Genomic DNA, 23204 nt, shown 5'->3' on the forward strand with positions numbered 1-23204 from the left:
GTCACGTGCTTTTTTCCACCTTTATAGCTGCTGTGGTGAGATATCATCTGTTCGTTCAAAGAAATGCTGTTTTCCAATATGATGGAAAAGACCTGTTCTGTGCAAAAGCTCTTTCGGCTGTGATTGAAGTCCGACAATCATCAGCTTACCATTATGATGCTTTAACCGATTAGAGATATTCATCAGCACCGCTTCTGCTGATGTGTCCATATAGTTGACTTTATTCATGAGCAGAATGAGCGTTTTCGGCTTTGTCTGAACATGGTCAAGAATCGAATTTTCGAGTGAATCTGTTGTTCCGAAAAACAGCGGCCCTTCAATGGCGTACATACTGATGCCTTGCTGGTCTGTCTGTTTTTCTAAAGCAGCTGCTGTTTCCATCTGGGGAACCGCAACGTTTGGATGAATGCTGGTCGTCTGGCTCATTTTTTTGATGAAAGCAATAAAGGCTAAAATGAGACCTGCGGTGACGCCAATAATCAAATCACCGATGACCGTAAGCAGGAAGGTCACAACAAGTACAAGGGAATCCGCATTTTTCACTTTTACAATATTGATAAACTCTTTTTTCTCACTCATATTCCAAGCCACAAACATTAAAATCGGTGCCATCGCAGCAAGTGGAATCATCGACGCATATGGCGCAAAGAGCATTAAGATGAGCAGCACGACGACGCCATGCACAACACCTGAAATCGGGCTTGCTCCGCCATTTTTGATGTTTGTTGCCGTACGGGCAATCGCCCCAGTCGCCGGAATTCCTCCGAACAGCGGTGCCGCCATATTGGCGATCCCTTGTCCGACAAGCTCCTTGTTGCTATCATGCTTAGAGCCTTTCATATTATCAGCAACCATTGCGGACAAGATCGATTCTACTCCGCCTAAAAGCGCAATGACAATCGCTGGAGGGAGGAGGTAGATCATTTTTTCAATCGTTAATTCAGGAAAAGCAAAGCTTGGCAGCTGACGAGGAATTTCCCCATATGCCGAGCCGATCGTTTCAACTTGTCCTTGGAAAAAGAGAACAGCTAGAAACGTTGAAGCCAATAGACCTAATAGAGCACCAGGTATTTTGGGAATGTATTTTTGTGCCACCAAAATCACAATAAGCCCAATAACAGCTGTGATGATGGCAAGACTGTTTGCGGTACCGAGATGGACCACAATTTCTCTCATATTGAGGAAAAAGCTTTCATGCTTTTCAACACCCTTTAATCCGAGGAAATTGGCAATCTGTCCTGAAAAAATAATGACAGCAATGCCAGCAGTAAAGCCGATGATAACCGGACGAGGAATAAATTTCATGAGCTTCCCTAGTTTGAATATCCCGAATAATACAAGCATACACCCTGCCATAAAACCGGCAATGAGTAAGTTTTCGATACCATATTGGCTGACGATACCAAATAAAATCGGAACAAACGCCCCAGTCGGCCCGCCGATCTGATACTTTGAACCACCAAACAATGAAATCAAAATGCCGGCAACGATGACTGTGTATAATCCATATTCTGGTCCGACACCAGATGCAATGGCAAAAGCCATGCCTAAAGGAATTGCCACAACGCCCACGACAAGCCCAGCGATTAAATCACGTCTAAATTTTGATGAATCATATCCTTCAAATCTTCCATAAAAACGCATGGTATGTGTTGGCCTCCTTCAAGTATGTGTAGATGATTTAGGTATACTGCGCATCAATCTGATTATCTTTCACAACGACATCCAGCTTTCCCGTTGCTGGATGAATGACAAGTCCATGAACAGCCACATCACTTGGCATCAATGGATGCTCTTTGACCAATTTCACACTTTGGGACACACTCTCTTCAACCGAATCAAAGCCTGTCAGCCATCCCTTTAAATCAACTCCTGAGTTTTTCACAATGCTCAAACATTTCTCTTCAATGCCACGCGCCTTCGCCTTTTCAAGTAAAGGATCTGCCGCAAGACCTGCCATTCCGCATTCATGATGTCCTACAATGCATACCTCTTCTGCCTTTAGCTCATAGATTGCTAGCAGAATACTCCGCATCACACTGCCAAAAGGATGTGTTACGATGGCGCCCGCATTTTTAATGATCTTCGCATCACCGTTACGTAGCCCCATAGATTGCGGCAATAATTCCAAAAGACGTGTATCCATACAAGTTAATATGACGAGTTTCTTTTCAGGAAATTTCCCCGCTTTGTAAGGCTCATAATGTCTCTCTTGTACGAACTTTGAATTGTGCTGAAGAATCTGTTCTAATTTTGATCCCATCCTGCCATCTCCCATCTTTTTATAAGTCACGTAAGCTCCTGCCTGTCCTCCTTTTCTTTCGTGTGTTCTCAAGCATAAAGATGAAAAATGATAGAAAAAAAAGAAAAAAATGAGAAAACGATGAGAAGAAATGTGATCATTTTCTCTCATTTACGCTTCATCGCAAGGGGGACGCGGTCTTCCTTTCAATCTATCGTTCTCTACTCGCCAAAAGACGATGAAATGGTTTAGTAGAAAACGACCTTCCCGTTTAATATGTTTCAAATATAATCATTTTTCTATCAAAAAATCTCGATCTATTTTCCAGTTTGTCAGATAATCTCTCAGAAAAACCGGCTTTTTCATATGTCACAACTCCTATTAGCTGATTTTCATCTAAGTAAAAAATGCATCAGATGGCATATGAATACCCTTTTTCACTAAGAAAATGTCTCTCTTTTCCGTTATTTTAGTATATTAAATATTGAGCAGATAACCTTCAAACGTGTTCAGCCGAAATGGTTGTTTTATAATAAAAGGAGCAAGATGATCATGTGAAAGGAGCGAGTTGACAATGAAACCACACATTTTTGTCGCCAAACCATTACCTGCTTCATTTGAGGAAATACTAAAGGAACATTGTACATACGAGGTGTGGCAATCCAAGGACCCCATTCCAAAAGATATTTTGTTTCAAAAACTGCAGCATGCTGATGGTCTTTTAACGTCTGGAACGAAAATCGATCAAGAGCTATTAGATCACGCACCAAAACTCAAAGTAGTGAGCAATAACTCTGTCGGCTATGACAATTTCGATATAGAATTGATGAGACAAAGAGGCGTAATTGGTACGCACACGCCTCATACACTCGACCATACTGTGGCTGACCTTGCATTTTCACTCATTCTTTCCTCTGCACGAAGAATTGCCGAGCTTGATCGTTTTATCCGTGAGGGGAAATGGACGAAATTTGTACAGGAAGAGGATATCTTTGGCATCGATGTCCATCATCAAACGCTTGGCATTATTGGCATGGGACGAATCGGAGAGCAAGTTGCCAAACGAGCTGCACATGGTTTTGATATGAATGTTCTGTATCATAACCGCAGCCGGAATGAAAAGGCTGAATCAGCATATGGCGCTTTATATTGCACACTTGATGACCTGCTAAAGCAAGCTGATATCATTGTGTTGATTACACCGCTGACCGATGAAACGTATCATATGATTGGCGAACGAGAATTGAAGTTAATGAAGCAAACGGCTTTATTTGTAAACATCTCCCGCGGGAAAACAGTGGACGAAAAAAGCCTCATTCAAGCGCTTCAAGAGGGATGGATCAAAGGCGCAGGTCTTGATGTGTTTGAACAGGAACCGCTTCAGGAGAATCATCCTTTCAAAGAAATGAACAATGTCACCCTTGTTCCCCACATCGGTTCCGCTACTGAAACAACACGGGATCTTATGCTGAAACGAGCCATTCATAATGTGATTCATGGAATTGATGGCAAAGCCCCTGTAGATATTGTGAAGGAGTTTGCTTCATCTTAATCGGAAAAGACGCAGGATTCAGAGCTGCGTCTTTTTATTTATTTCAATAGAAGGATATCAGGAAAAAAGCCTCATTTTAGCAAAGATCCTGTTTCTTTACATTTCCTTCATATTCGGGTGCTATAATATGAGGTAGACAAGCATCAAGAGGACAGCTTCCGATTTCCTTAATAGGAGGATGAAGATGAAAAAAATCAGTTCGGTTTTTACTATGTTTGCTCTGATCGCTGCTATTCTGTTTTCTGGTTTTATTCCGCAGCAAGCCTATGCCGAAACACCACTTACACCGACCGCCACAAATGAAACAGCTTCTGTTCAACTGACATCAGATGTTCATACCCTTGCCGTCATTAATACGTTTGATGGTGTAGCCGATTATTTGATTCGCTACAAACGACTGCCTGATAACTACATCACAAAATCACAAGCAAGTGCTCTTGGATGGGTGGCATCAAAGGGAAATCTAGCAGAGGTTGCCCCAGGCAAAAGCATCGGTGGAGATGTTTTCTCTAACCGGGAGGGACGTCTTCCTTCAGCAAGCGGCCGCACATGGCGTGAGGCAGATATCAACTACGTCTCAGGCTTCCGCAATGCTGACCGCCTCTTGTATTCAAGCGACTGGCTCATTTACAAAACAACAGACCATTACGCTACATTCACACGTATTCGATAATCAATCAAAAAACAGCCCCATTTGACGCAGGGCTGTTTTTTTGATGCTACTTATGGCAGCAGGGTTTTCACGTATTCCTCAAAAGGCAGTGGCAGCGGTTTTTTCGACACTTCTTCATGTTCATGTATGGTGACATGATCCTCGGTGACGATTACACGTCCTGTTGGTGTGAGCTTTGAAGCAAGCGGTCTTTTGTTAAAAGGAGAGGCTTCATTTTCATAAATCTGCTTTCTCATTTGGACCAATGTAGGCTCACTCACCTCTTCCAATGTAAATGCATAGCCTGTTTCAGCGCCTTCTCCTCTATCTAATTGGAGAAGATGCGTACCTTTTTCAGTTTCTTCTTCTTTGACTCGAAACCGAATAGACGCTCCTTCCACCCATTCTTCAGTAAAGGGTACAGGCTGGAGAGGTAAATTCACACCAAAACCCGCATCAATCAGATACCGTTCGTTGTGATGATTCAACGTCATGGCTACGTGCGTACCATCAATTGCCCATGTGCCCGCTTCCTTGTTATACACGGTCCCTTGAACGAGCTGTACAGCGAGTCCTGCCTCTTTTAACACATAATATAAAAGAGGATTGAGATCGTAACAAAGACCTCCTCTGCCTCCTTCAAGAAGGTGCTGCTTCAATCCTTCTTGATTCAAGGCATAGGATTGTTTGTTCAGCACAGATCTATTTTCAAATGGAAAGGTGTAGGCCATCTTTTTTAATAATGCAGGCAGGTCATCAAAGGTGATGGACTGTCCTTCGTATCCGATCTTCTGTAAAAATGCTGATTGCATCATGTTCATTCCCTTCTAAAAAAACTGAGTCTGTGAAGAGACTCAGTTTTCTTGATTGATAAAATCAGTTAACGCATCAATGGCTTCTTGTTCATCCGCACCATCTGCTATCAGTTTGACAGTGATCCCAGAGCTGATCGCAAGGCTCATGAGACCCATAATGCTCTTCGCATTGACTCTTTTTCCGTCCTTCTCTAGAAAAATTTCAGCCCCAAAGCGATTCGCTTCCTGTACGAACAAAGCAGCGGGACGTGCCTGCAAGCCTGTTTTCAACTGGATGGTGACCGTTTTTTCCACCATATGATCTGCCTCCCTTTTTCATTCTCCTATTTAAGTGTAACAGCTTGTCCGTTTCGTAATTGTTCTGCAATTTGATCTAGCTTTCTTAAGCGGTGATTAATGCCTGATTTGCTGATCTTGCCGCTTTCCACCATTTCTCCCAATTCCTTTAGCGTGACCTCTTGATAGTCGACTCGCAGCTTTGCAATTTCTCGCAGCTTATCTGGCAGGGCATCAAGTCCAATTTTTTCATCAATGAATTGAATGTTCTCGACCTGGCGCAGGGATGCACCAATCGTTTTATTCAAGTTTGCTGTTTCACAATTGACGAGCCGGTTCACGGAATTCCGCATATCACGGACGATCCGAACGTCTTCAAAGCGAAGAAGTGAATTATGCGCACCTACAACACTTAAGAATTCGGTGATTTTTTCGGCTTCTTTCATATATGTGATGTAGCCTTTTTTACGCTCAAGTGTTTTACTGTTGAGATGAAATTGGTTCATCAGCTCACAAAGGGCATCATTGTGTTCTTTATATAGTGAAAAAATCTCAAGGTGATAGGAAGACGTTTCTGGATTATTTACAGAACCGCCTGCTAAAAAAGCACCTCTCATATAGGAGCGCTTACAGCATCTTTTCTTTACAAGCTCTTCTGAAATATTACGCTCAAATACAAATTGCTCACCTAATATTTTCAAATCCTCTAAAATGGTTTTCGCTCGTTCTACCAGTCTGACAATATACACATTATTCTTTTTTAATCTCATTTTCTTACGAACGAGCAGCTCGACTGTGACATCATATTTCTTTTTTAGCAGCGTATAAATCCGTCTTGCGATGGCTGCGTTCTCTGTTTGTATATCTAGAATTAATTTTCGATTAGAGAAAGATAATGAACCGTTCATACGGATGAGGGCAGAAAGCTCTGCTTTTGTGCAGCAGTCCTTCACGTCCAGATTAGTCAGCTCTTTTTTTGTTTCGGATGCAAATGACATCCTTGCCACCCCCATTCCTATTTTTTCTTATGCAGCAGGTCGACAAGCAGCGCGGCTACTTTCAGCGTGTCGTGACGAATCACATGCTGGTCGTATGTAATGATTTCCCCAGGGATGACTTCCAGTCCCATTGCCTTGAGTACATCTGTGTCGAACTGTACAGGCTGTGCCTGTTCTTCTGCATATTTTGCTTTGATCTCTTCTGGAATTTCTTTATTATTCACAAAAATGGTATCAATAAATGGACGAACCATATGATCGTTTAATGCCTGCACATGATCAGCTGCACTGTAGGAAAGCGTTTCCCCTGGCTGCGTCATGACATTGCAAATATACACTTTTTTCGCCTTAGAACGAATCACTTCTTCGCCAATATGCGGTACAAGCAAGTTTGGCAAGATACTTGTATACAAGCTGCCAGGTCCAATGACGATCAAATCGGCTTCACGAATGACTTGAATCGATTCTGGGAGCGGCTCAATCGTATTGGGTGTGAGGAACACTCGTTTAATTCGCTCACCATAGGTTGGGATTTTTGATTCTCCTGTTACCACTTGCCCATTTTCTAATTTAGCATGTAGAACAACACTTGAATTCGCTGCTGGCAAGACTTTTCCTCTCACATTTAAGACCTTGCTCATTTCTGTGACGGCATGAAAAAAATCACCGGTTATATTTGTCATGGCCGCAAGAATGAGGTTGCCAAGAGAGTGGCCTGTTAAGTCATTCCCTTTGTTAAAACGGTGCTGAAATAAGTCTTCTACAAGTGGTTCAACATCAGAGAGAGCTGCAAGGACATTTCGAATATCGCCTGGAGGCGGAATATTCAAATCATGCCGCAGTCTGCCTGAGCTGCCTCCGTCATCAGCAACCGTTACAATAGCGGTAATATCCACTGGCTTTGTTTTTAGCCCTCTGAGCAAAACAGATAAGCCAGTGCCCCCGCCAAGAATGACCACCTTTGGAAGTGTCGTCATCTATTTTCTGCTTCTCTTTTCAATGTCCCGGTGAGTGACATGAGTGTAGTAGTCATTTTTAAAATACTCCGATAAGTAGTTCGCTAGCGTCACTGATCGGTGCTGTCCGCCTGTACAGCCAATAGCGATCACAAGCTGGCTTTTTCCTTCTCGTTTATAGGACGGAAGCATAAAGCTGAGAAGGTCAATTAATTTCTCTGTGAATTTTTGTGTCTCGCTCCATTTCATTACATAGGAACTCACTTCTTCATCATTTCCAGTCTGTGGACGCATGCTCTCAATATAGTAAGGATTCGGCAGAAATCTCACATCAAATACAAGATCAGCATCAATCGGCAGACCGTATTTAAAACCGAAAGACATCACATTCACTGTAAACACCTGCCCTTGGGTCGTGGCAAAGTGCGCGACAATTTTTTCTCGAAGCTGTTTTGGTTTTAAATCCGATGTATCAAAAATCATTTGAGCCCGACCTTTTAACTCTTCTAACAGATCGCGTTCCATTGCGATTCCTTCGAGCGGCAAACCTGTAGTCGCAAGAGGATGCGAACGTCTCGTTTCTTTGTATCTTGAGACAAGCACCTTATCGTTTGCATCTAGAAATAATATTCTTGGTGTGATCCAGCCAAGATCACTCATTTCATCTAAGGCTGCAATCAAGCTGTCAAAGAATTCTCGTCCGCGCAAATCCATCACAAGGGCAACCTTACTCATCTTCGAATTCGATTCCTTCATGAGTTCTAGGAACTTTGGTAAAAGTGATGGCGGCAAGTTATCTACACAGAAGTAACCTAAATCTTCAAAGCTTTGAATGGCAACGGTTTTCCCCGCACCTGACATTCCTGTAATAATCACAAGCTGAATATCTTCTTGTTTGTGCGTATTCATGCCTGCTTCCTCTCCTTCTTTATAAAAACGGTTCATGTATTAGTCTCCTTGAGGATCTAACCGATAAGCAATCAATTCAAAATCAGGTGTATACGTAAAAGTACCGTGAAGAAGTCCTTTTCCCTTTAGCATGAAATCAAGAATATGGGAATCCCCTGGTGCCATCGGTAAATGCGGCACATCCTTTACTTCATGCCACTTTAAAATGCCTTCCTCTGACTCTGTCACGTTTTTTCCAGTAAATGAATCTGCCATAAAGGTGAACATCATCCACTCTTGAACGATTTGATCGCCTTCTTTTATGATAAAGGTAAAAACACCTTTTAACTGTGGATTTAAAATATAAATTCCTGTTTCTTCTCTATACTCTCGAACGACTGAATCCTTGACCGATTCTCCGCTTTCCATTTTTCCACCCGGCGCTACCCACCAGCCTCGTCTTGGCTTTTGCAGCAAGAGAACTTGATCTTCGTGATGCAGCACACAATTGGTTACTCGTTGCATCAGCTGTCACCTACTCTTTTATGTCTTTAACTTATTATACAGGTTCATCCTGACTCCCACAATGAACATGCCCCTTCTTCACCGAAATCAGACCGAATTTCGTCTGAAAGGAGTGGCGGGCAATTTCTCTACTCTTTATTTTACAGCAACTAATGGTTCTCCATGCGTCATTTGTGAACATCTCATGAATTTCTGATTTTAAGCAAAAAAAAGGACACGGATTCTCATCCGTGCCAAACATGTATTCCTTATAAAAGGGGGTCAATTACTAGTTTTATCATAACGGAAAATTGTTTCACCCGTGTTACATTCCAGTTAAAAGCCCATGACGCTATATCAAGGATTTACGACAGCCTTTTATTTCGTTGCTTTAAGTTTTTCAGCAAGCTCTTCTACATAATGCTGTGCGCTTTGTGCGGCAATACTTCCGTCACCAGTTGCTGTCACAATTTGACGGAGTGTTTTTTCACGAATGTCACCAGCGGCGAAAATGCCTTCCACTCTCGTTTCCATTCTTTCGTTTGTTTCGATGTAGCCTTCTTTATTTGTAATGCCGAGATTTTCAAATGGTTTAGACAGTGGCAGCATTCCGATATAGATAAAGGCGCCATCTGTTTTAAAGTCTTCTTCTTCACCAGTCACCGTATCAATCAAAGTCACACTGCCGACTTTACCGTTTTCTTCATTAATTTGTTTAACGGTTTTGTTCCACATGAAGTCGATTTTTTCATTATCAAAAGCACGTGCTTGTAAAATGCTTTGGGCACGAAGCTTGTCGCGTCTATGAATGATCGTTACTTTTGACGCAAAGCGTGTGAGGTACACACCCTCTTCTACCGCAGAGTCTCCTCCACCAATGACGACGAGCTCTTTGTTTTTAAAGAAAGCACCGTCACATACTGCACAGTAAGAGACGCCTCGGCCGCCAAGTTCTTTTTCACCTGGTGCACCGATTTTTTTGTATTCCGCACCTGCTGCAATAATGACAGAGCGTCCTTTGTATTCTTTTGAACCGGCTTTGACGATTTTGTACTCTTCACCGTCTACGATTTCTTTGATATCGCCATATGCATACTCAGCACCGAATTTCTTCGCATGGTCAAACATTTTATTTGAAAGTTCTGGCCCTAAAATGCTTTCAAAGCCAGGATAGTTCTCGACATCTTCCGTATTAGCCATTTGACCGCCTGGAATCCCTCTTTCAATCATCAATGTTGAAAGATTTCCACGAGATGTATAAACAGCGGCTGTCATTCCGGCAGGTCCCGCTCCAATGATGATCGTATCGTAGATTTTTTCTTCTGACACAACTGTCACTCCCTCTTCAATTGCTGCTAGCATTTCTTATTAGAATGCCCTTGGGTGATGCTTCCATTCATGACAGAAAGCATCCATTCCACTCTTATTTTTATTCCTTACCCATATCCTATTAAATCTGCGGATAATAAGCGAATCATTTGCTCATATGTTCAAAAAAAGAAAAAGCTTCCTTAAACTGCTGTTTAAGGAAGCCTGTTTACGGTTATATAGTAAGTAATGATTTATTCAACGACTCTTCTTACAACGCCATTGAATGCTTTTTTCCAGTAAACATTGCTCATAGAGTCAACTGAAACACCGCGAGAGCTGTTATCGTTCAAGAATGTACCGTTTCCTAAGTAAATACCAACGTGTCCATTTACTTTATACGTATCAAAGAACACAAGGTCTCCGCGTTTCATGTCAGATGCACTTACAGCTCTTCCTTTACCTACAAGCGTATCTGTTGTTGTACCGCCAACTGGTCCAAGGTTGATGCCTGCTGATGCAAATGCCCAGCGAACGAATGAAGAACAGTCAAAACGACGTGCGTCAATATCAGCTTGTGATCTGCCACCAGCCCATTTATATGGAGATTGTCCAACAATGGAAGAACCTGTGCTGATTGCACCTTCGATTCCGCCTACGTTACTGCTGACAGGTGATCCACCGCCAGTAGATGGCTTCTTGCTTGGTGAACTGCTGTTGTTATTATCGTTGTTGTTTGAAGATCCACTGTTACTGTTATTTGAAGACGAGCTGCTGTCGTTCGTTGAGCTGTTGTCTTCTGCTTGAACACTAGCTTGACGCTGCTGTTGTCTTTGTACTTTTTCTTCTTTTGCTTTTTGAGCTGCTTCTCTTGCTTCCTTTTCAGCTTGTTTTTGAGCAGTGATTGTTGCGTCTTTTTCAGATGCAATGCTGTTAGCCTCACTGTTTAACTCGCTAATTTGAGAAGAAGCACTTCCTTTTTGCTTTTTCACTTGCTTGAATAGCTTGTCTTTTTCATCAAGCTGTTTATTCAAGTCTGTTTGAAGTGTTTCAAGCTTTGTAAGTGTCTTTTGAACATCTTCAAGCTTTGTGTTTAATTCGTTTTCAGACTTTTGGAGCTCAGCTTTGTCTTTTTCTTGCTCTTTAATGATTTCGCTGTCTGCGTTGATGAGTGTAGATACTGCACCTGCACGGCTGATGAAATCGCTAAAGCTTTTCGCTCCTAGTAATACATCTATGTATTTCGTAGAACCGCCGCTTTCTTGAAGCGCACGTACACGCTTTTTCAAGAATTTGTTTCGATCTTCAATACGTTTTTCAGTATCAGCAATGTCTTTTTTCAGTGCATTGATTTCTTTTTTCGTTTGTTCATTTTCTTTTTGTTTTTCTTCGATTTGATCACTTGTTTTTAAAGCTTTCTCGTCAATTTCTTTTAGCTTTAGTGCAAGTGCCTCTTGTTTTGCTTCAAGCTTTGAAAGCTCATCTTTTTTCTTTTGAAGGTTTTTGTTGACCTCAGATTGCTTACTGTCCAGCTCTTGTTTCTTTTGTTCAAAGTTCTGTGCGTTTGCTTCATGAGTAAATGGGATAAATAAACTGCTCGCTCCGATGACCGAAGCTAAACCGAAAGTAATAAACTTTTTCACGAATAGTTCCTCCTTTGACAATTTCCAAGCGACATGAGAAAGCAGCAAATTCTCTGCGACCAATCTGTGCTATCTATGTCTTTCTTCCTGATTGATCAGTCAGATGTTGACCAGATTGTTTCTATCACTAGGTGTTTCATTATGTATAGTAAAATATCTAAATATATGTCTTTGTTTTAATCCACGATTTTCATTATACATGAGACATCGACAAAATGAGCTAATATTTTTATTACATTTATGTTTCAAAAACATGTCGTGATTGTCATACTTCGCCAAATCCTTGCAAATCCCACCTTTTTATCCAAGAAAAAAGCATGACCTTTTCGGCCATGCTGCAATCTTCTAAATCTATTTACCTATTTAATCAATTAATGTACAAATGACTTGTTCATATTTAGACAGTGTTTGAACACTGATTTGAAAAGAGGCTGCAATCTCTTTTTTGCTCATAGATTCTTCTTGCTCCTGCATCCATAAATAATAGGATGCTGCTGCCCATGCAGGCGCATTTTTCTTATCTACGCCAGAAGCACGTGCCTGCTGAATAATATGGAATAACCAAAAATAAGGCATATGGCTGTCAGGCTGAACAGCTTCTTCCAAGCTGGATGCCGCCTGTTTTGCGAAAACCGCATCTTCTGAAAAAGACCGTTCTTCCATTTCATCTTCGTATAAGAGCAGTTCAATGAATTGCTGTTCAAAAGCTGTTTTCGCTGCGCGTGCATCAAGGACAGATTGAAGAACGTCACGTTCCCCTTTTTGTTTGCTTACATAGTACGCCGTCAGCCGCTCCTCAATGGAGACCATTGGCTCGGTCTCCTCAGGTTTATCCTGCCACGGCTTGATTTCATCTGCATCGATATCTTCTTCGACCATCTTATCCCAAACCGTCTGTGCAAGCGTTTTGTGACCTGTATAATAAGCTGCGCTTGCGAGCCAGTATAAAAATGTACTATCTCCTTGAAAGCCTGTTTTGTACAAAGAATAAAGCCATTTAAAGGCCCATTCAAATTCTCCAACTAGGGCAAATGTTGCGCCAAGCTTATAACGCTGTTCACTTAATATTGGATACACGTGCGTTAATTGCTTTGCTAACGTATTGACCTTCTCTTCTTCTTTTTCATAATGATAGAAGACTAGCTGGTTGCAAAGGGCATGCAGATTACCCGGATTTTCATGTAGAACCCGGTTCAGCATCTCTTTTGCCTGATGGATTTGACCAGAATAAAAATAGGCCAATGCGAGATTATTATACGCTGACCAAAATTCTGGATACTCAACAATCATCTGTTCCAGCATCTCAATGGCTTCATCAAGCCTGCCGCTTTCCAGTAAGTGATTTGCTTGATCCTGCTTCACAATCAGGTCATCCTGATCGTAAGGAAAATCTTCGTCCTCTTCGTCACTCATATCGAGCAGGTCGAGAAGGTCATCATTTTCATCTGCAAATTCCCCGTTCTCTTCTAATGAAGCATAGGCAGTCGCTGACTTATATGCCTCTTGAAAGAGTCCTAGATTCGCATAATTATTGGCTTTAAAATAGTGACACTCAGACATATTTTCATCAATATGTTCAAGGATGAAATCAAGCAGTTCATTTGATTGTTGGAAATGACCCATTTCAGTATAAATAATAGCAAGCTGTGACAGCATTTCTACATTTTCAGGCTCAAGTACGATAGCCCGCTGTATGAGCTTACTCGCTTTAGATAGATTTCTTTCTCTATAAGCTTTTAGACCTTTATGAAAAAAGTAATGCCCATCTTGGAATAGCTGGACGACTTGTGTGTGATTATTTTGAGAAGTGTATTTACTCACTGATACCCTCCATTTCGAACAGTGTACCGTGTGTAGTATAACATACTTCAAGAGTCGTCACATAGAACAAAAGAAAAGGAAGGATTTGTTTTTCACTTGGGAAATAAAAAGCCGGAGGTGCCCCCGGCTTTTCACTCACTTTGATGACGTTTTTTTAATACTTTTAATACATCATCAAGCGGCAATTGCTGTTCACGTAATAACACAAGCAGGTGATACAGAAGATCAGCTGTTTCCCATTTCAATTCTTCTTGATCCCGGTTTTTCGCCGCAATGATGACCTCTGACGCTTCTTCCCCTACCTTTTTCAGGATTTTATCGACCCCTTTTTCAAATAGATAGGTTGTATAAGCGCCTTCTGGCATTTCTGCCTGACGTTTCGCAATCACCTGTTCAAGTTCATTTAAAATAGCAAAACGATCCTGCTCTTCCGTTTGACGCTTCACGCCTTCTTCCGAAAAGCAGCTATAGCTGCCAGTGTGGCACGCTGGTCCACTTGGTGTGACAAGAACAAGCAGAGCATCCTTGTCACAGTCATATCGAATGGATGCGACTCGCTGAGTATGTCCAGATGTGGCGCCTTTGTGCCAAAGCTCGTTTCTTGACCGGCTGTAAAACCATGTTTCTCCTGTTTCTAGTGTTTTTTCATAGGATTCTTGATTCATATACGCCAATGTCAATACTTCCTTACTTTGAGCATCCTGTACAATCGCAGGTATCAGGCCTGCCTCATTAAAGGATAATTCGTTTCCCTGTTTCATCTGACCTTCACCCCGTGTTCTCTCAAGTATGTCTTTACCTCTTGAATTGAAGTCTCTTTATAATGAAAAATGGAAGCTGCTAAAGCTGCATCTGCTTCTCCTTTTGTAAATGCCTCCAGCATATGCTGAGCATTGCCAGCGCCTCCTGAAGCAATGACAGGTACGGTGACAGCTTCTGACACAAGCTTTGTTAATTGATGATCAAAGCCCTTTTTCTCACCGTCGGCATCCATACTTGTCAGCAAAATCTCTCCTGCCCCCCTCAGCACGGCTTCTTTTGCCCAATCGCTAACCTCTATATCCGTTTGACGACGCCCTCCGTGTGTATAAACCATGTACGCTTTTTTCTCTTCATCGTACTTTGCATCTATTGCGACGACGATGCACTGGGAACCAAAAAAATCGGCACCTTCTGAAATGAGTTCTGGTCTTAAAACTGCCGCTGTATTTACAGATACTTTGTCTGCACCCGCTCTTAATATGCGCTTCATGTCATCAAGGTGATTAATTCCGCCGCCTACCGTAAAAGGGATGGCAAGAGTGGACGCCACTTGCTTGACCACATCCACCATCGTTTTCCGGCCTTCATGAGAGGCAGAAATATCAAGAAAGACGAGTTCATCCGCCCCTTCCTCATCATATATCTGCGCTAATTCTACCGGATCACCAGCATCCTTTAAGCCGAGGAATTGCACCCCTTTGACCACACGACCTTCCTTCACATCGAGACATGGGATGATTCGTTTTGTCATCATACGCGGTCAAGCCCTTCAATTGCTTCAGCTAAAGTAAACCGCTCCGTATAAAGTGCCTTTCCAATGATTGCACCAGAAACGCCTGACTGTTTTTGTGATGACAGCTTTTGGAGATCGGCTACCGAACTGATACCGCCTGAGGCAATAACTTGTTTGCCAGTAGCTTCTGCTAAGCGAACTGTACTTTCCACATTGGGCCCAGCCAGCATGCCATCCATTTGAATATCTGTGAAAATAAAGACCTCCGCGCCTTCCTTTGCCAATTCTTTGCCGAGATCCTCTGCCTTCACTTTCGACGTTTCAAGCCACCCCTCAGTCGATACAAAGCCATTTCGCGCATCGATGCCAATCGCTATTTTCTCCCCATATTGCGCAAGCATTTTTTTCACAAAGGCAGGGTTAGAAACAGCCGAGCTGCCAAGGATGACTCTAGCTACACCATTGTTTATATAAAAGGCAACGTCTTCTTCTGTCCGAATGCCGCCACCAATTTGTACATTTACATCTAAGGATGAAGCAATCGCCAGCACATGCTCATGATTGACGCGATTCCCCGCTTTCGCACCATCTAGGTCAACGAGATGAATCCACTTTGCTCCTTCATTTGCAAATCGCGTCGCCATATCGAGCGGCGAATCTCCATAAATGGTTTCTTGATCATAATCTCCTTGCACGAGCCGTACACATTTGCCATTTCTCATATCAATCGCTGGATACAATGTAAATTCACTCATTTGTTCACCCTCTGTTCGTTTGCTAATTGAATAAATTGTTTGAGCAGCGCCATGCCCGTTGTACTGCTTTTTTCAGGGTGAAACTGTGCGCCTAGCACATTTCCCTTGCCAACAACTGCTGGTACTTGAACGCCATAGTCTGCGCTTGCTAATTGTTCTTCTGGATTCATATCCCTCACATAGTAAGAGTGAACAAAGTACGCAAATCCTTCCGGTACCCCGTCAAACAATGGGAAGGGCTGATGAAATGTGAGCTCATTCCACCCCATATGAGGCACCTTCAGCCTTTGCCCATTCTGGTCACGATCCTTTAAAAGAACGACACGACCTTTTAGCAGCCCCAAACCTTTCGTACACCCTGCCTCTTCACTTTCTTCAAATAACAGCTGCATCCCAAGACAAATGCCAAATAGCAGTTTTCCTTCCTGCACTACTTGGTGGATAAACGCCTCGAGCCCTGTCTGTTTTAACAGCTGCATCGCATCTCGAAACGAACCGACCCCAGGCAAAATATAAGCATCTGCCTTTTTGAGCTCCTCCACATCAGAGGAGACGATATAACGGGCACCTGCTCGTTCCAGTGCTTTTGATACGCTGAACAAATTTCCCATTCCGTAATCAATGACTCCGATCATTAGAGCATCCCCTTTGTTGAAGGAATCCCTTTCACACGTGGATCAATGGTTGTTGCTTCATCTAAAGCACGTGCCATTGCTTTAAAAATAGCTTCAATTATATGGTGTGTATTGGTTCCATAGTGAACAATTACATGAAGATTTATACGAGCTTCTAACGCAAACTTCCAAAGAAACTCATGTACGAGCTCTGTATCAAAGGTACCGACCTTTTGACTTGGAAAGGCCGCTCTCATTTCTAAATGAGGACGATTGCTTAAATCGACCACGACCTGAGCAAGCGTTTCATCCATTGGAACAAAACTGGAGCCATATCGCTTGATTCCCTTTTTATCACCTAACGCTTCCTTAAACATTTGCCCAAGCACGATGCCGATATCTTCTGTTGTGTGGTGATCATCAACATCTGTATCTCCTTTCGCATCGACGGTCAAATTAAAGTGTCCATGCTTCGTAAATAGATCGAGCATGTGTGTCATAAAAGGGACATCTGTTTGAATATCCGCTTTTCCTTCCCCATCAATCTCTAACGATAACGAAATATTCGTTTCATTTGTTTGTCTCGCTGTTTCCGCCTGTCTCATGACGATTCCCCCCGCTTTCTCGATTCAATCGACCTTGCATGTGCTTCGAGCCCCTCTAACCTAGCAAAAGCCGCAATGCTATCCCTGTGTGTCTCAAAGGCTTCTTGACTATATGAAATAATGCTTGTTTTCTTTTGAAAATCGGTCACACCAAGCGGGCTAGAAAATCTGGCTGTTCCGTTGGTTGGCAGCACGTGATTCGGTCCTGCAAAATAATCGCCCACCGGCTCAGGGCTATAACGCCCTAAAAAAATCGCCCCTGCATGCTTGATTTGACCAAGAAATGATTCTGGATATGCTGTCAGCACCTCTAAATGCTCTGGCGCTAACTGATTGACGACGTCTACTGCACGATCCATGGAATCTGTCACGTATATACGGCCATGATGTTGTATGGATTGTGCAGCGATTGATTTTCTTGGCAAGGTGTCCAGCTGCGCTTGCACCTCAGCTCGCACATTTTCAGCAAGTGTCTTAGACGGGGTCACCAAAATACTAGATGCTAGCGCATCATGCTCTGCCTGAGAAAGTAGATCGGCCGCCACCTCATGTGCTATGGCCGTGTCATCTGCTAGAACCGCAATTTCACTAGGGCCGGCAATCATATCAATGTCTACCTGACCAAATACTTCCCGCTTTGCCAGTGCGACATAGATGTTGCCTGGACCTGTGATTTTATCAACAGGCTGGATGCTTTCTGTTCCATAGGCAAGTGCCGCAATCGCCTGTGCACCGCCCATTTTATACATCTCTGTAATACCGAGCTCCTTCGCAGCAACGAGTACAGCGTCAGAGAGGTAGCCGTCTTTCCCTGGGGGTGTCACAAGGACAATTCGCTGAACACCAGCGACAAGCGCCGGAATCACATTCATTAAAACAGATGATGGATAAGCAGCTGTTCCGCCGGGGACATACACACCAACTGCCTCAAGTGGTGTCACCTTTTGTCCGAGCATCGAGCCATCCTGCTGGTGATAAAACCAAGAGGATGTCAGCTGACGCTCATGGTATGTGCGAATATGATGGATAGCCGTTTGGATCACATGAATCATGGCTGGGTCCAAACGTTCGGAGGCTTTTGTCATTTCCTCATCTGTGACAAGCGGATCTTCAAGCAGCACCCCATCAAATTGCTTTGTAAAAGACTGTACCGCTTGATCACCATTTAGCCTCACTTCTTGTATAATCCGCTGAACAGCCAGGCGCTGCTCTTCCGTGCCTGTATCTAAAGTCCGTTTGAGCGAGAGTGTCTCTGTCTCACCTTCTTGTATATAGGTGATGTTCATGATGTTTCCTCCCCTTCAATGATTCTTGCAAGGCGCTGCGCCATTTCATCGATCACCGCATCCTTCATCCGATAGCTCACAGGATTGACAATAAACCGTGATGTAATATCACAAATATGCTCCGTTTCAACAAGTCCGTTTTCCTTGAGTGTTTGACCTGTAGAGACAATGTCTACAATACGATCGGCGAGTCCGATGAGCGGTGCTAATTCAATGGAACCATTCAGCTTAATGATCTCCACCTGCTCCCCTTGCTCTCTAAAATAGGAAGATGCAACATTTGGGTACTTTGTTGCCACACGCGGTGCGACACCGCCCCAGCTAGCTCCCGGCAATCCGGCAACCGCTAAATGGCATTTACTGATGTTTAAATCAAGCACCTCGTACACATCACGAGCTTCTTCGAGCATGACATCCTTTCCTGCAATGCCAACATCTGCTACACCGTGCTCTACATAAGTCGTCACATCCATTGGCTTCGCTAAAATAAAGCGGAGGTTTTCTTCCGGTACATCGATGATTAACTTTCTTGAATCCTCGAATTCCTCTGGCAGTTGATATCCTGCCTGCCTTAACAGCCCTGCGGCTTCTTCAAATATTCGGCCCTTTGGCATCGCCATCGTCAACACTTTACCCATTTTGTTCTCCCTTTCTAGCGCCGATAAAATAAGTCACCTGCTCAAATGCCTTGGTCATCGCGTCAATATTTTCAATCCCTGCTAAGTCTTGCAAAACGACCTTTTTCCCTTTTGACCGCTCCTTTTCTGCAAAAGCAAAAGCCTCCAGCCGTTGTTCTTTACTAAAAATCACTGCCTCCTGCGGCTCATTGATTTCTTTTGCATCAAGCGCTTCAAGCAGACGGTCTAATCGAAGTCCGAATCCTGTAGCTGGTGCAGGTGCATCAAAATGAGCAAGCAATTGGTCATATCTGCCGCCACTTCCGATGACTGACCCAACATGATCTGCAAATACTTCAAACAAAATACCCGTGTAGTAGCTCATATGACTCACCATGCTTAAATCTAGACGGATATATTCTGTACAGCCGTAATCTTCAAGTGTCTCCCAAAGCGACTTTAACTGCGTAAGCACCTCTTTTCCTTCTTGTGAAACGACGATTTCCTCTGCCCGCTCTGTGACTTCCTGGCCGCCTCTTAATTCTAAAAGCTGTAACAGCCTCGTTTTATCGATGGAGGAGAGTGGCAATTGCTTCACATGCTGACGGTACCCTACATAATTCTTTTCATATAAAAATCGGCGAAGAACGTTTGCACGCTCTGTATTTCCCAGTACATCTACAAATAACGTCTCTGCTAAAGCGACATGCCCAATCGCGATTTTGAAGGATTTGAGCCCAGCATTTTTTAATGCGAATACGACAAGCGCGATCACTTCAGCATCTGCACTAATCGAACCGTCTCCAATTAACTCAATTCCGACCTGCTCAAATTCTGATGGCCTTCCGCCTTCTCTTTCCTGTGCCCGGAACACATTGGCCGCATACCCAACGCGAAGCGGATACGCCTGTTCATGAAGCTTTGATGCTGCCACTCTCGCAATAGGTCCCGTCATATCAGGTCTGAGTACAAGGGTTTGCCCGTTCTGATCTAAAAGCTTAAAGAGCTGTGTATCTGTAATCGCCGATTGAACACCGACTGTATCGTAAAATTCAAGCGTTGGTGTCTCCATCAACCGGTAACCCCAACCGTTCATGACCTCTGTTAAGGAATGTCTCACTTTTTTCTTCGTCTCATACAATCCTGGTAATGAATCCCGCATACCATATGGTTTCTCAAACATAAACATGTTCTTCTGCACCTCCAACACATTAAAACAAAAAATTCCGAATCCTTTAGTTCGCTAATATGATAATATGCTAACAAAATAAAGTAATTAAATCAATCATTTTTATTTTCTCTCTATTTTCATGAAAAATTTGTGGAATTATTACATTCAAGTGACACCTATCTCTTTTCTACATGTTTGATAAAAGAACGTGCTATAATACTTAAAAATATTGATTAACACAGGAGATTACAATGAAGTTCATTCAGACATTAATCTTAACTTTGTTGTGCGCATGCCTTGTTTATTTCGGCTTTATATACGTGACACAAATCGACCAAGTCAAGAAAACAGCTTCACCACACGAAGCAGCCAAAGAAAAAGAAAACGATACGGCACTCGCAGCTGAAGAAACACGATCAACGAAAAAAACAGACACCACCTACTCTTCCTTAAAAGGAAGCAAAAAAGCCATGGACGTCATCCTTTACAATCAAATGGATGCCCCAAAGCTTTATAATGGATGCGAAGTTACAAGCTTAGCGATGCTTCTTCATTACAGCGGCTACGAGCAAGTGACGAAAGACACATTGGCAAATGAAATTAAACGTGTTCCACTCAATTATGAAAATGGCTTAAAAGGAGACCCACATGACGGGTTTGTAGGCGATATGGAGAATGGACCAGGTCTTGGTGTATACCATGAACCTATTTATCAGCTTGCGAAAAAATATGCGGGCGCTCAAGTCGTCGACTTAAGCGGAAAACCTGTCAAAAAGGCCATCTATCAATCACTTGAAAAAGGGTATCCTGTTTGGGTGATTACCACATCCACCTTTGACAAAATAGATAACATCGAAACATGGAATACACCAAATGGCAAAATAGATGTAAGCTTTAATATGCATAGCGTGGTCATCACAGGCTATGACAAGGAGCATGTCTACTTAAATAACCCATACGGAGAAAAGAATCAAAAAGTCGATCGCGATCAGTTTGAAGATTCTTGGGAACAGATGGGCAGGCAGGCGATTATCATTAAAGCATAGAACAATTTCTCTTTGAAAACATGAAAACCCATCCTCTATCCGAATAGAGGATGGGTTTTTCATGATGATAGTATTTCCTTCAGACTGTTCTCAAGCTTTTCAGCTGTCATTACTCCTCCGCCTACACTGAAGCATTCAACCTTTTTTAATAAAAATGAGAGATAATTCTTGATCGTTAAACTCCTCACTCATCGTTTTTAGCGGCAACGAATCGCTTATTCTGCTTCAGATACAACGGTAAAACGTTCTCCAACATGGGCAGCCTGCTCAATTTCATCGACAAGCGCAATGGCGTAGTCGGCATAGCTCACATAGCTGTCACCTTTAGAATTGACAATCAGTTGGTCTTTCCCTTTCACATAAGAACCTGTGCGTTTGCCAGCTGGATCAAAGAATGCAGCAGGGCTGAGGAAAGTCCATTTTAATCCTACGGTTTGTTGAAGGTCTTTTAGGTTTTCACCTTGCTGTGAAGCAGTAGGCACATACTCCTTTGGAAATTCCGGTGTGTCAACAAGTCTTGTTGTTTTGGCTTCATCAACAAATAGACTGCCCGCTCCGCCCACAACGATTAAACGGGTACCGGGTACCTCTTTCAAAATATCAATCAGCTTTTTCCCTGCCTCTACGTGAAGGTGCTCTTGTCCAGCAGGTGCGCCAAATGCATTGACGATGACATCAAGGCCTTTGATGTCTTCTGCTTGTAAATGAAACACATCCTTCTCAATAACAGCTACGGATGAATCTGTCACTTTTTTCGCATCTCGAACGATGGCTGTTACCTCATGTCCTCTTGATTGAGCCTCTTTTACAATTTCCTGTCCTGCTTTACCTGTAGCGCCAATAATGCCGATTTTCATATGAATTCCTCCTGTAAAATGATTTTATTTAATAAACAAAGGTGTAACCAATTTAGTTACAACAGAGGTAAAAAAAATTGAATAGATCATCCAATTTTTTTGATTAACACCTGCGTTAGTTCACTTAATTTGATCTCAGCAAGCACTTGTTCCATCGCACTTTGAGCGCGGCACAAGATTAACTCAAGCACAGCCTGGATATTTGCACCGATCGGACAGTCAGGATTTGGGCTTTCATGGATTTGAAACAATTCTCCCTCATCCACCACCTCAACCGCTTTATACACATCAAGCAGCGTGATATCGTCTTCACTGCGGTTCAGCTGAGAACCGCCTTTGCCAAGACTCGTTGAGATTAGGCCTGCTTTTTTTAATTTACTCATAATACGGCGGATGACCACTGGGTTTGTATTTACACTTCCCGCGATATCCTCCGATGTCTGTAATGATCCTTTTTCAAGTGATAGCAAGGCCAGAATATGGACAGCGACAGTAAATCTGCTGCTGATTTTCATGTTTTCTCACCTCTGTTGTAATCATTATAGTTACACCATAACATATTGTCAACAAAAAAGTCTGCCGAGCTACTCAGCAGACGTAGATTGACGTGCATTCATTTCTTCTTTCGTATAAATCATGCGCATTGGATTTCCTCCAACAAATGAGCCTGCTGGAACATCCTTATGAACAAGTGTACCAGCCGACACGATCGCCCCATCCCCAATGGTCACACCAGGTAAAATGGTGGAATTGGCTCCAATTAAGACTTCATCCCCAATATAGACTTCCCCAAGTCTGTATTCTTTAATCAAATACTCATGGGTCAAAATGGTTGTGTTATAGCCAATCACCGAATTTCGACCGACCGTGATTTTCTCAGGAAACATGAGATCCACCATGACCATTAAGGCAAACGCTGTATCTTCGCCAACCTTCATACGAAGAAAGGTTCGGTATATCCAATTTTTCATTCCCATAAAAGGCGTGTACCGTGCGATTTGAATGAAAATAAAGTTTTTCACCACTTTGAAAAAGGGGACCGTCCGATAGACTTGTCGTAACGAATTGACCCCTTTTACAGGATATCGATCTGTTTTTCTCAA

At 42.7% G+C, this 23204-nt stretch carries 24 protein-coding genes and 1 pseudogene; 3 read left to right on the forward strand and 22 right to left on the reverse strand.

The features are described 5' to 3' along the window. Positions 1 to 21: 21 nt before the first annotated feature. Both MHB83_RS01780 and MHB83_RS01785 read right to left on the reverse strand, forming a co-directional pair. Complete coding sequence (locus MHB83_RS01780) at positions 22 to 1644, reverse strand: SulP family inorganic anion transporter (protein WP_310025426.1); 1623 nt, start codon at positions 1642 to 1644, stop codon at positions 22 to 24. A 37-nt stretch (positions 1645 to 1681) separates the two neighbouring features. Next, a complete protein-coding gene (locus MHB83_RS01785; RefSeq protein ID WP_003213318.1) occupies positions 1682 to 2263 on the reverse strand; it encodes a carbonic anhydrase in 582 nt (193 codons plus the stop codon). A gap of 553 nt (positions 2264 to 2816) precedes the next feature. On the opposite strand from MHB83_RS01785, the gene MHB83_RS01790 reads away from it, so the two are divergent. Continuing rightward, positions 2817 to 3794, forward strand: a complete 978-nt coding sequence (locus tag MHB83_RS01790) for a D-glycerate dehydrogenase (RefSeq protein ID WP_342496580.1) — start codon at positions 2817 to 2819, stop codon at positions 3792 to 3794. 334 nt (positions 3795 to 4128) lie between these two features. Continuing rightward, positions 4129 to 4467 (forward strand): annotated as a pseudogene (locus MHB83_RS01795) (ribonuclease); the annotation flags it as partial. Between the two features lie 50 nt (positions 4468 to 4517). Here MHB83_RS01795 and MHB83_RS01800 read toward each other — a convergent pair. The 17 genes from MHB83_RS01800 to MHB83_RS01880 form a co-directional block, all read right to left on the reverse strand. Next, positions 4518 to 5261 (reverse strand): arylamine N-acetyltransferase, encoded by a 744-nt coding sequence (locus tag MHB83_RS01800; RefSeq protein ID WP_342496581.1) that lies wholly within the window; start codon positions 5259 to 5261, stop codon positions 4518 to 4520. 39 nt (positions 5262 to 5300) lie between these two features. Further along, positions 5301 to 5558 carry an HPr family phosphocarrier protein gene (locus tag MHB83_RS01805; protein ID WP_003212821.1) on the reverse strand — a complete coding sequence of 86 codons (258 nt, stop codon included), beginning with the start codon at positions 5556 to 5558 and terminating at the stop codon, positions 5301 to 5303. Between the two features lie 26 nt (positions 5559 to 5584). Beyond that, positions 5585 to 6535 carry a DNA-binding protein WhiA gene (gene whiA, locus MHB83_RS01810; RefSeq protein ID WP_003213321.1) on the reverse strand — a complete coding sequence of 317 codons (951 nt, stop codon included), beginning with the start codon at positions 6533 to 6535 and terminating at the stop codon, positions 5585 to 5587. A gap of 17 nt (positions 6536 to 6552) precedes the next feature. Beyond that, complete coding sequence (locus MHB83_RS01815) at positions 6553 to 7512, reverse strand: YvcK family protein (protein WP_342496582.1); 960 nt, start codon at positions 7510 to 7512, stop codon at positions 6553 to 6555. Next, on the reverse strand, positions 7513 to 8400 hold the full coding sequence (gene rapZ / locus MHB83_RS01820; protein ID WP_050944694.1) for an RNase adapter RapZ: 888 nt from the start codon (positions 8398 to 8400) through the stop codon (positions 7513 to 7515). It lies immediately after the preceding gene. 39 nt (positions 8401 to 8439) lie between these two features. Next, positions 8440 to 8904: an 8-oxo-dGTP diphosphatase gene (locus MHB83_RS01825; RefSeq protein WP_003213484.1), complete on the reverse strand. Its 465-nt coding sequence runs from the start codon at positions 8902 to 8904 to the stop codon at positions 8440 to 8442. A gap of 357 nt (positions 8905 to 9261) precedes the next feature. Then, a complete protein-coding gene (gene trxB / locus MHB83_RS01830; protein ID WP_251190784.1) occupies positions 9262 to 10212 on the reverse strand; it encodes a thioredoxin-disulfide reductase in 951 nt (316 codons plus the stop codon). Between the two features lie 233 nt (positions 10213 to 10445). Further along, entirely contained in the window at positions 10446 to 11834 is a 1389-nt protein-coding gene (locus MHB83_RS01835) for a C40 family peptidase (protein ID WP_106029364.1), read from the reverse strand. A gap of 363 nt (positions 11835 to 12197) precedes the next feature. Next, positions 12198 to 13655 (reverse strand): tetratricopeptide repeat protein, encoded by a 1458-nt coding sequence (locus MHB83_RS01840; protein ID WP_050944263.1) that lies wholly within the window; start codon positions 13653 to 13655, stop codon positions 12198 to 12200. 131 nt (positions 13656 to 13786) lie between these two features. Continuing rightward, a complete protein-coding gene (gene hisIE, locus MHB83_RS01845; protein WP_137054364.1) occupies positions 13787 to 14416 on the reverse strand; it encodes a bifunctional phosphoribosyl-AMP cyclohydrolase/phosphoribosyl-ATP diphosphatase HisIE in 630 nt (209 codons plus the stop codon). Beyond that, entirely contained in the window at positions 14413 to 15171 is a 759-nt protein-coding gene (gene hisF / locus MHB83_RS01850) for an imidazole glycerol phosphate synthase subunit HisF (RefSeq protein WP_050944267.1), read from the reverse strand. Before hisF ends, hisIE begins: the two co-directional genes overlap by 4 nt. Beyond that, positions 15168 to 15905, reverse strand: coding sequence for a 1-(5-phosphoribosyl)-5-[(5-phosphoribosylamino)methylideneamino]imidazole-4-carboxamide isomerase (gene hisA / locus MHB83_RS01855; RefSeq protein ID WP_050944269.1), 738 nt, complete (start codon positions 15903 to 15905; stop codon positions 15168 to 15170). The genes hisF and hisA overlap by 4 nt, the downstream gene beginning before the upstream one ends. Further along, the gene (gene hisH / locus MHB83_RS01860; RefSeq protein ID WP_342496583.1) at positions 15902 to 16540 is read right to left on the reverse strand and encodes an imidazole glycerol phosphate synthase subunit HisH; all 639 of its coding nucleotides are present in this window, start codon (positions 16538 to 16540) and stop codon (positions 15902 to 15904) included. The genes hisA and hisH overlap by 4 nt, the downstream gene beginning before the upstream one ends. Further along, positions 16540 to 17124: an imidazoleglycerol-phosphate dehydratase HisB gene (hisB, locus tag MHB83_RS01865; RefSeq protein ID WP_113387401.1), complete on the reverse strand. Its 585-nt coding sequence runs from the start codon at positions 17122 to 17124 to the stop codon at positions 16540 to 16542. The genes hisH and hisB overlap by 1 nt, the downstream gene beginning before the upstream one ends. After that, positions 17121 to 18410 carry a histidinol dehydrogenase gene (gene hisD / locus MHB83_RS01870; protein WP_340901200.1) on the reverse strand — a complete coding sequence of 430 codons (1290 nt, stop codon included), beginning with the start codon at positions 18408 to 18410 and terminating at the stop codon, positions 17121 to 17123. Before hisD ends, hisB begins: the two co-directional genes overlap by 4 nt. Beyond that, on the reverse strand, positions 18407 to 19048 hold the full coding sequence (hisG, locus tag MHB83_RS01875; RefSeq protein ID WP_003213329.1) for an ATP phosphoribosyltransferase: 642 nt from the start codon (positions 19046 to 19048) through the stop codon (positions 18407 to 18409). Before hisG ends, hisD begins: the two co-directional genes overlap by 4 nt. Beyond that, positions 19041 to 20216: an ATP phosphoribosyltransferase regulatory subunit gene (locus MHB83_RS01880; protein WP_340901198.1), complete on the reverse strand. Its 1176-nt coding sequence runs from the start codon at positions 20214 to 20216 to the stop codon at positions 19041 to 19043. The genes hisG and MHB83_RS01880 overlap by 8 nt, the downstream gene beginning before the upstream one ends. Before the next feature lie 233 nt (positions 20217 to 20449). On the opposite strand from MHB83_RS01880, the gene MHB83_RS01885 reads away from it, so the two are divergent. After that, positions 20450 to 21244: a C39 family peptidase gene (locus MHB83_RS01885; protein ID WP_137054360.1), complete on the forward strand. Its 795-nt coding sequence runs from the start codon at positions 20450 to 20452 to the stop codon at positions 21242 to 21244. A gap of 215 nt (positions 21245 to 21459) precedes the next feature. Here the strand turns inward: MHB83_RS01885 and MHB83_RS01890 are convergent, their stop codons facing one another. From MHB83_RS01890 to MHB83_RS01900, 3 genes are all read right to left on the reverse strand, one after another. Then, entirely contained in the window at positions 21460 to 22101 is a 642-nt protein-coding gene (locus tag MHB83_RS01890) for an NAD(P)-dependent oxidoreductase (RefSeq protein WP_342496584.1), read from the reverse strand. An 86-nt stretch (positions 22102 to 22187) separates the two neighbouring features. Then, positions 22188 to 22616, reverse strand: a complete 429-nt coding sequence (locus MHB83_RS01895) for an Rrf2 family transcriptional regulator (RefSeq protein ID WP_003213266.1) — start codon at positions 22614 to 22616, stop codon at positions 22188 to 22190. 69 nt (positions 22617 to 22685) lie between these two features. Beyond that, the gene (locus tag MHB83_RS01900) at positions 22686 to 23204 is read right to left on the reverse strand and encodes an acyltransferase (RefSeq protein WP_003213425.1); all 519 of its coding nucleotides are present in this window, start codon (positions 23202 to 23204) and stop codon (positions 22686 to 22688) included.

The sequence above is a fragment of the Bacillus sp. FSL K6-3149 genome (assembly GCF_038630515.1).
Classification (GTDB): Bacteria; Bacillota; Bacilli; order Bacillales; family Bacillaceae; genus Bacillus; species Bacillus pumilus.

Excerpts from the sequence above, each read along its gene's own strand:
- MHB83_RS01785 (WP_003213318.1), bottom strand. The coding sequence starts at position 2,263 with ATGGGATCAAAATTAGAACAGATTCTTCAGCACAATTCAAAGTTCGTA.
- hisF (WP_050944267.1), bottom strand. The coding sequence starts at position 15,171 with ATGATGACAAAACGAATCATCCCATGTCTCGATGTGAAGGAAGGTCGT.
- MHB83_RS01790 (WP_342496580.1), top strand. The coding sequence starts at position 2,817 with ATGAAACCACACATTTTTGTCGCCAAACCATTACCTGCTTCATTTGAG.
- MHB83_RS01815 (WP_342496582.1), bottom strand. The coding sequence starts at position 7,512 with ATGACGACACTTCCAAAGGTGGTCATTCTTGGCGGGGGCACTGGCTTA.
- hisH (WP_342496583.1), bottom strand. The coding sequence starts at position 16,540 with ATGATCGGAGTCATTGATTACGGAATGGGAAATTTGTTCAGCGTATCA.
- MHB83_RS01890 (WP_342496584.1), bottom strand. The coding sequence starts at position 22,101 with ATGAAAATCGGCATTATTGGCGCTACAGGTAAAGCAGGACAGGAAATT.
- hisIE (WP_137054364.1), bottom strand. The coding sequence starts at position 14,416 with ATGAAACAGGGAAACGAATTATCCTTTAATGAGGCAGGCCTGATACCT.
- hisD (WP_340901200.1), bottom strand. The coding sequence starts at position 18,410 with ATGAACATCACCTATATACAAGAAGGTGAGACAGAGACACTCTCGCTC.
- whiA (WP_003213321.1), bottom strand. The coding sequence starts at position 6,535 with ATGTCATTTGCATCCGAAACAAAAAAAGAGCTGACTAATCTGGACGTG.
- MHB83_RS01895 (WP_003213266.1), bottom strand. The coding sequence starts at position 22,616 with ATGAAAATCAGCAGCAGATTTACTGTCGCTGTCCATATTCTGGCCTTG.
- hisG (WP_003213329.1), bottom strand. The coding sequence starts at position 19,048 with ATGGGTAAAGTGTTGACGATGGCGATGCCAAAGGGCCGAATATTTGAA.
- hisA (WP_050944269.1), bottom strand. The coding sequence starts at position 15,905 with ATGAGTGAATTTACATTGTATCCAGCGATTGATATGAGAAATGGCAAA.
- MHB83_RS01885 (WP_137054360.1), top strand. The coding sequence starts at position 20,450 with ATGAAGTTCATTCAGACATTAATCTTAACTTTGTTGTGCGCATGCCTT.
- rapZ (WP_050944694.1), bottom strand. The coding sequence starts at position 8,400 with ATGAATACGCACAAACAAGAAGATATTCAGCTTGTGATTATTACAGGA.
- MHB83_RS01880 (WP_340901198.1), bottom strand. The coding sequence starts at position 20,216 with ATGTTTATGTTTGAGAAACCATATGGTATGCGGGATTCATTACCAGGA.
- MHB83_RS01825 (WP_003213484.1), bottom strand. The coding sequence starts at position 8,904 with ATGCAACGAGTAACCAATTGTGTGCTGCATCACGAAGATCAAGTTCTC.
- MHB83_RS01800 (WP_342496581.1), bottom strand. The coding sequence starts at position 5,261 with ATGATGCAATCAGCATTTTTACAGAAGATCGGATACGAAGGACAGTCC.
- MHB83_RS01805 (WP_003212821.1), bottom strand. The coding sequence starts at position 5,558 with ATGGTGGAAAAAACGGTCACCATCCAGTTGAAAACAGGCTTGCAGGCA.
- hisB (WP_113387401.1), bottom strand. The coding sequence starts at position 17,124 with ATGAGACAGGCGGAAACAGCGAGACAAACAAATGAAACGAATATTTCG.
- MHB83_RS01780 (WP_310025426.1), bottom strand. The coding sequence starts at position 1,644 with ATGCGTTTTTATGGAAGATTTGAAGGATATGATTCATCAAAATTTAGA.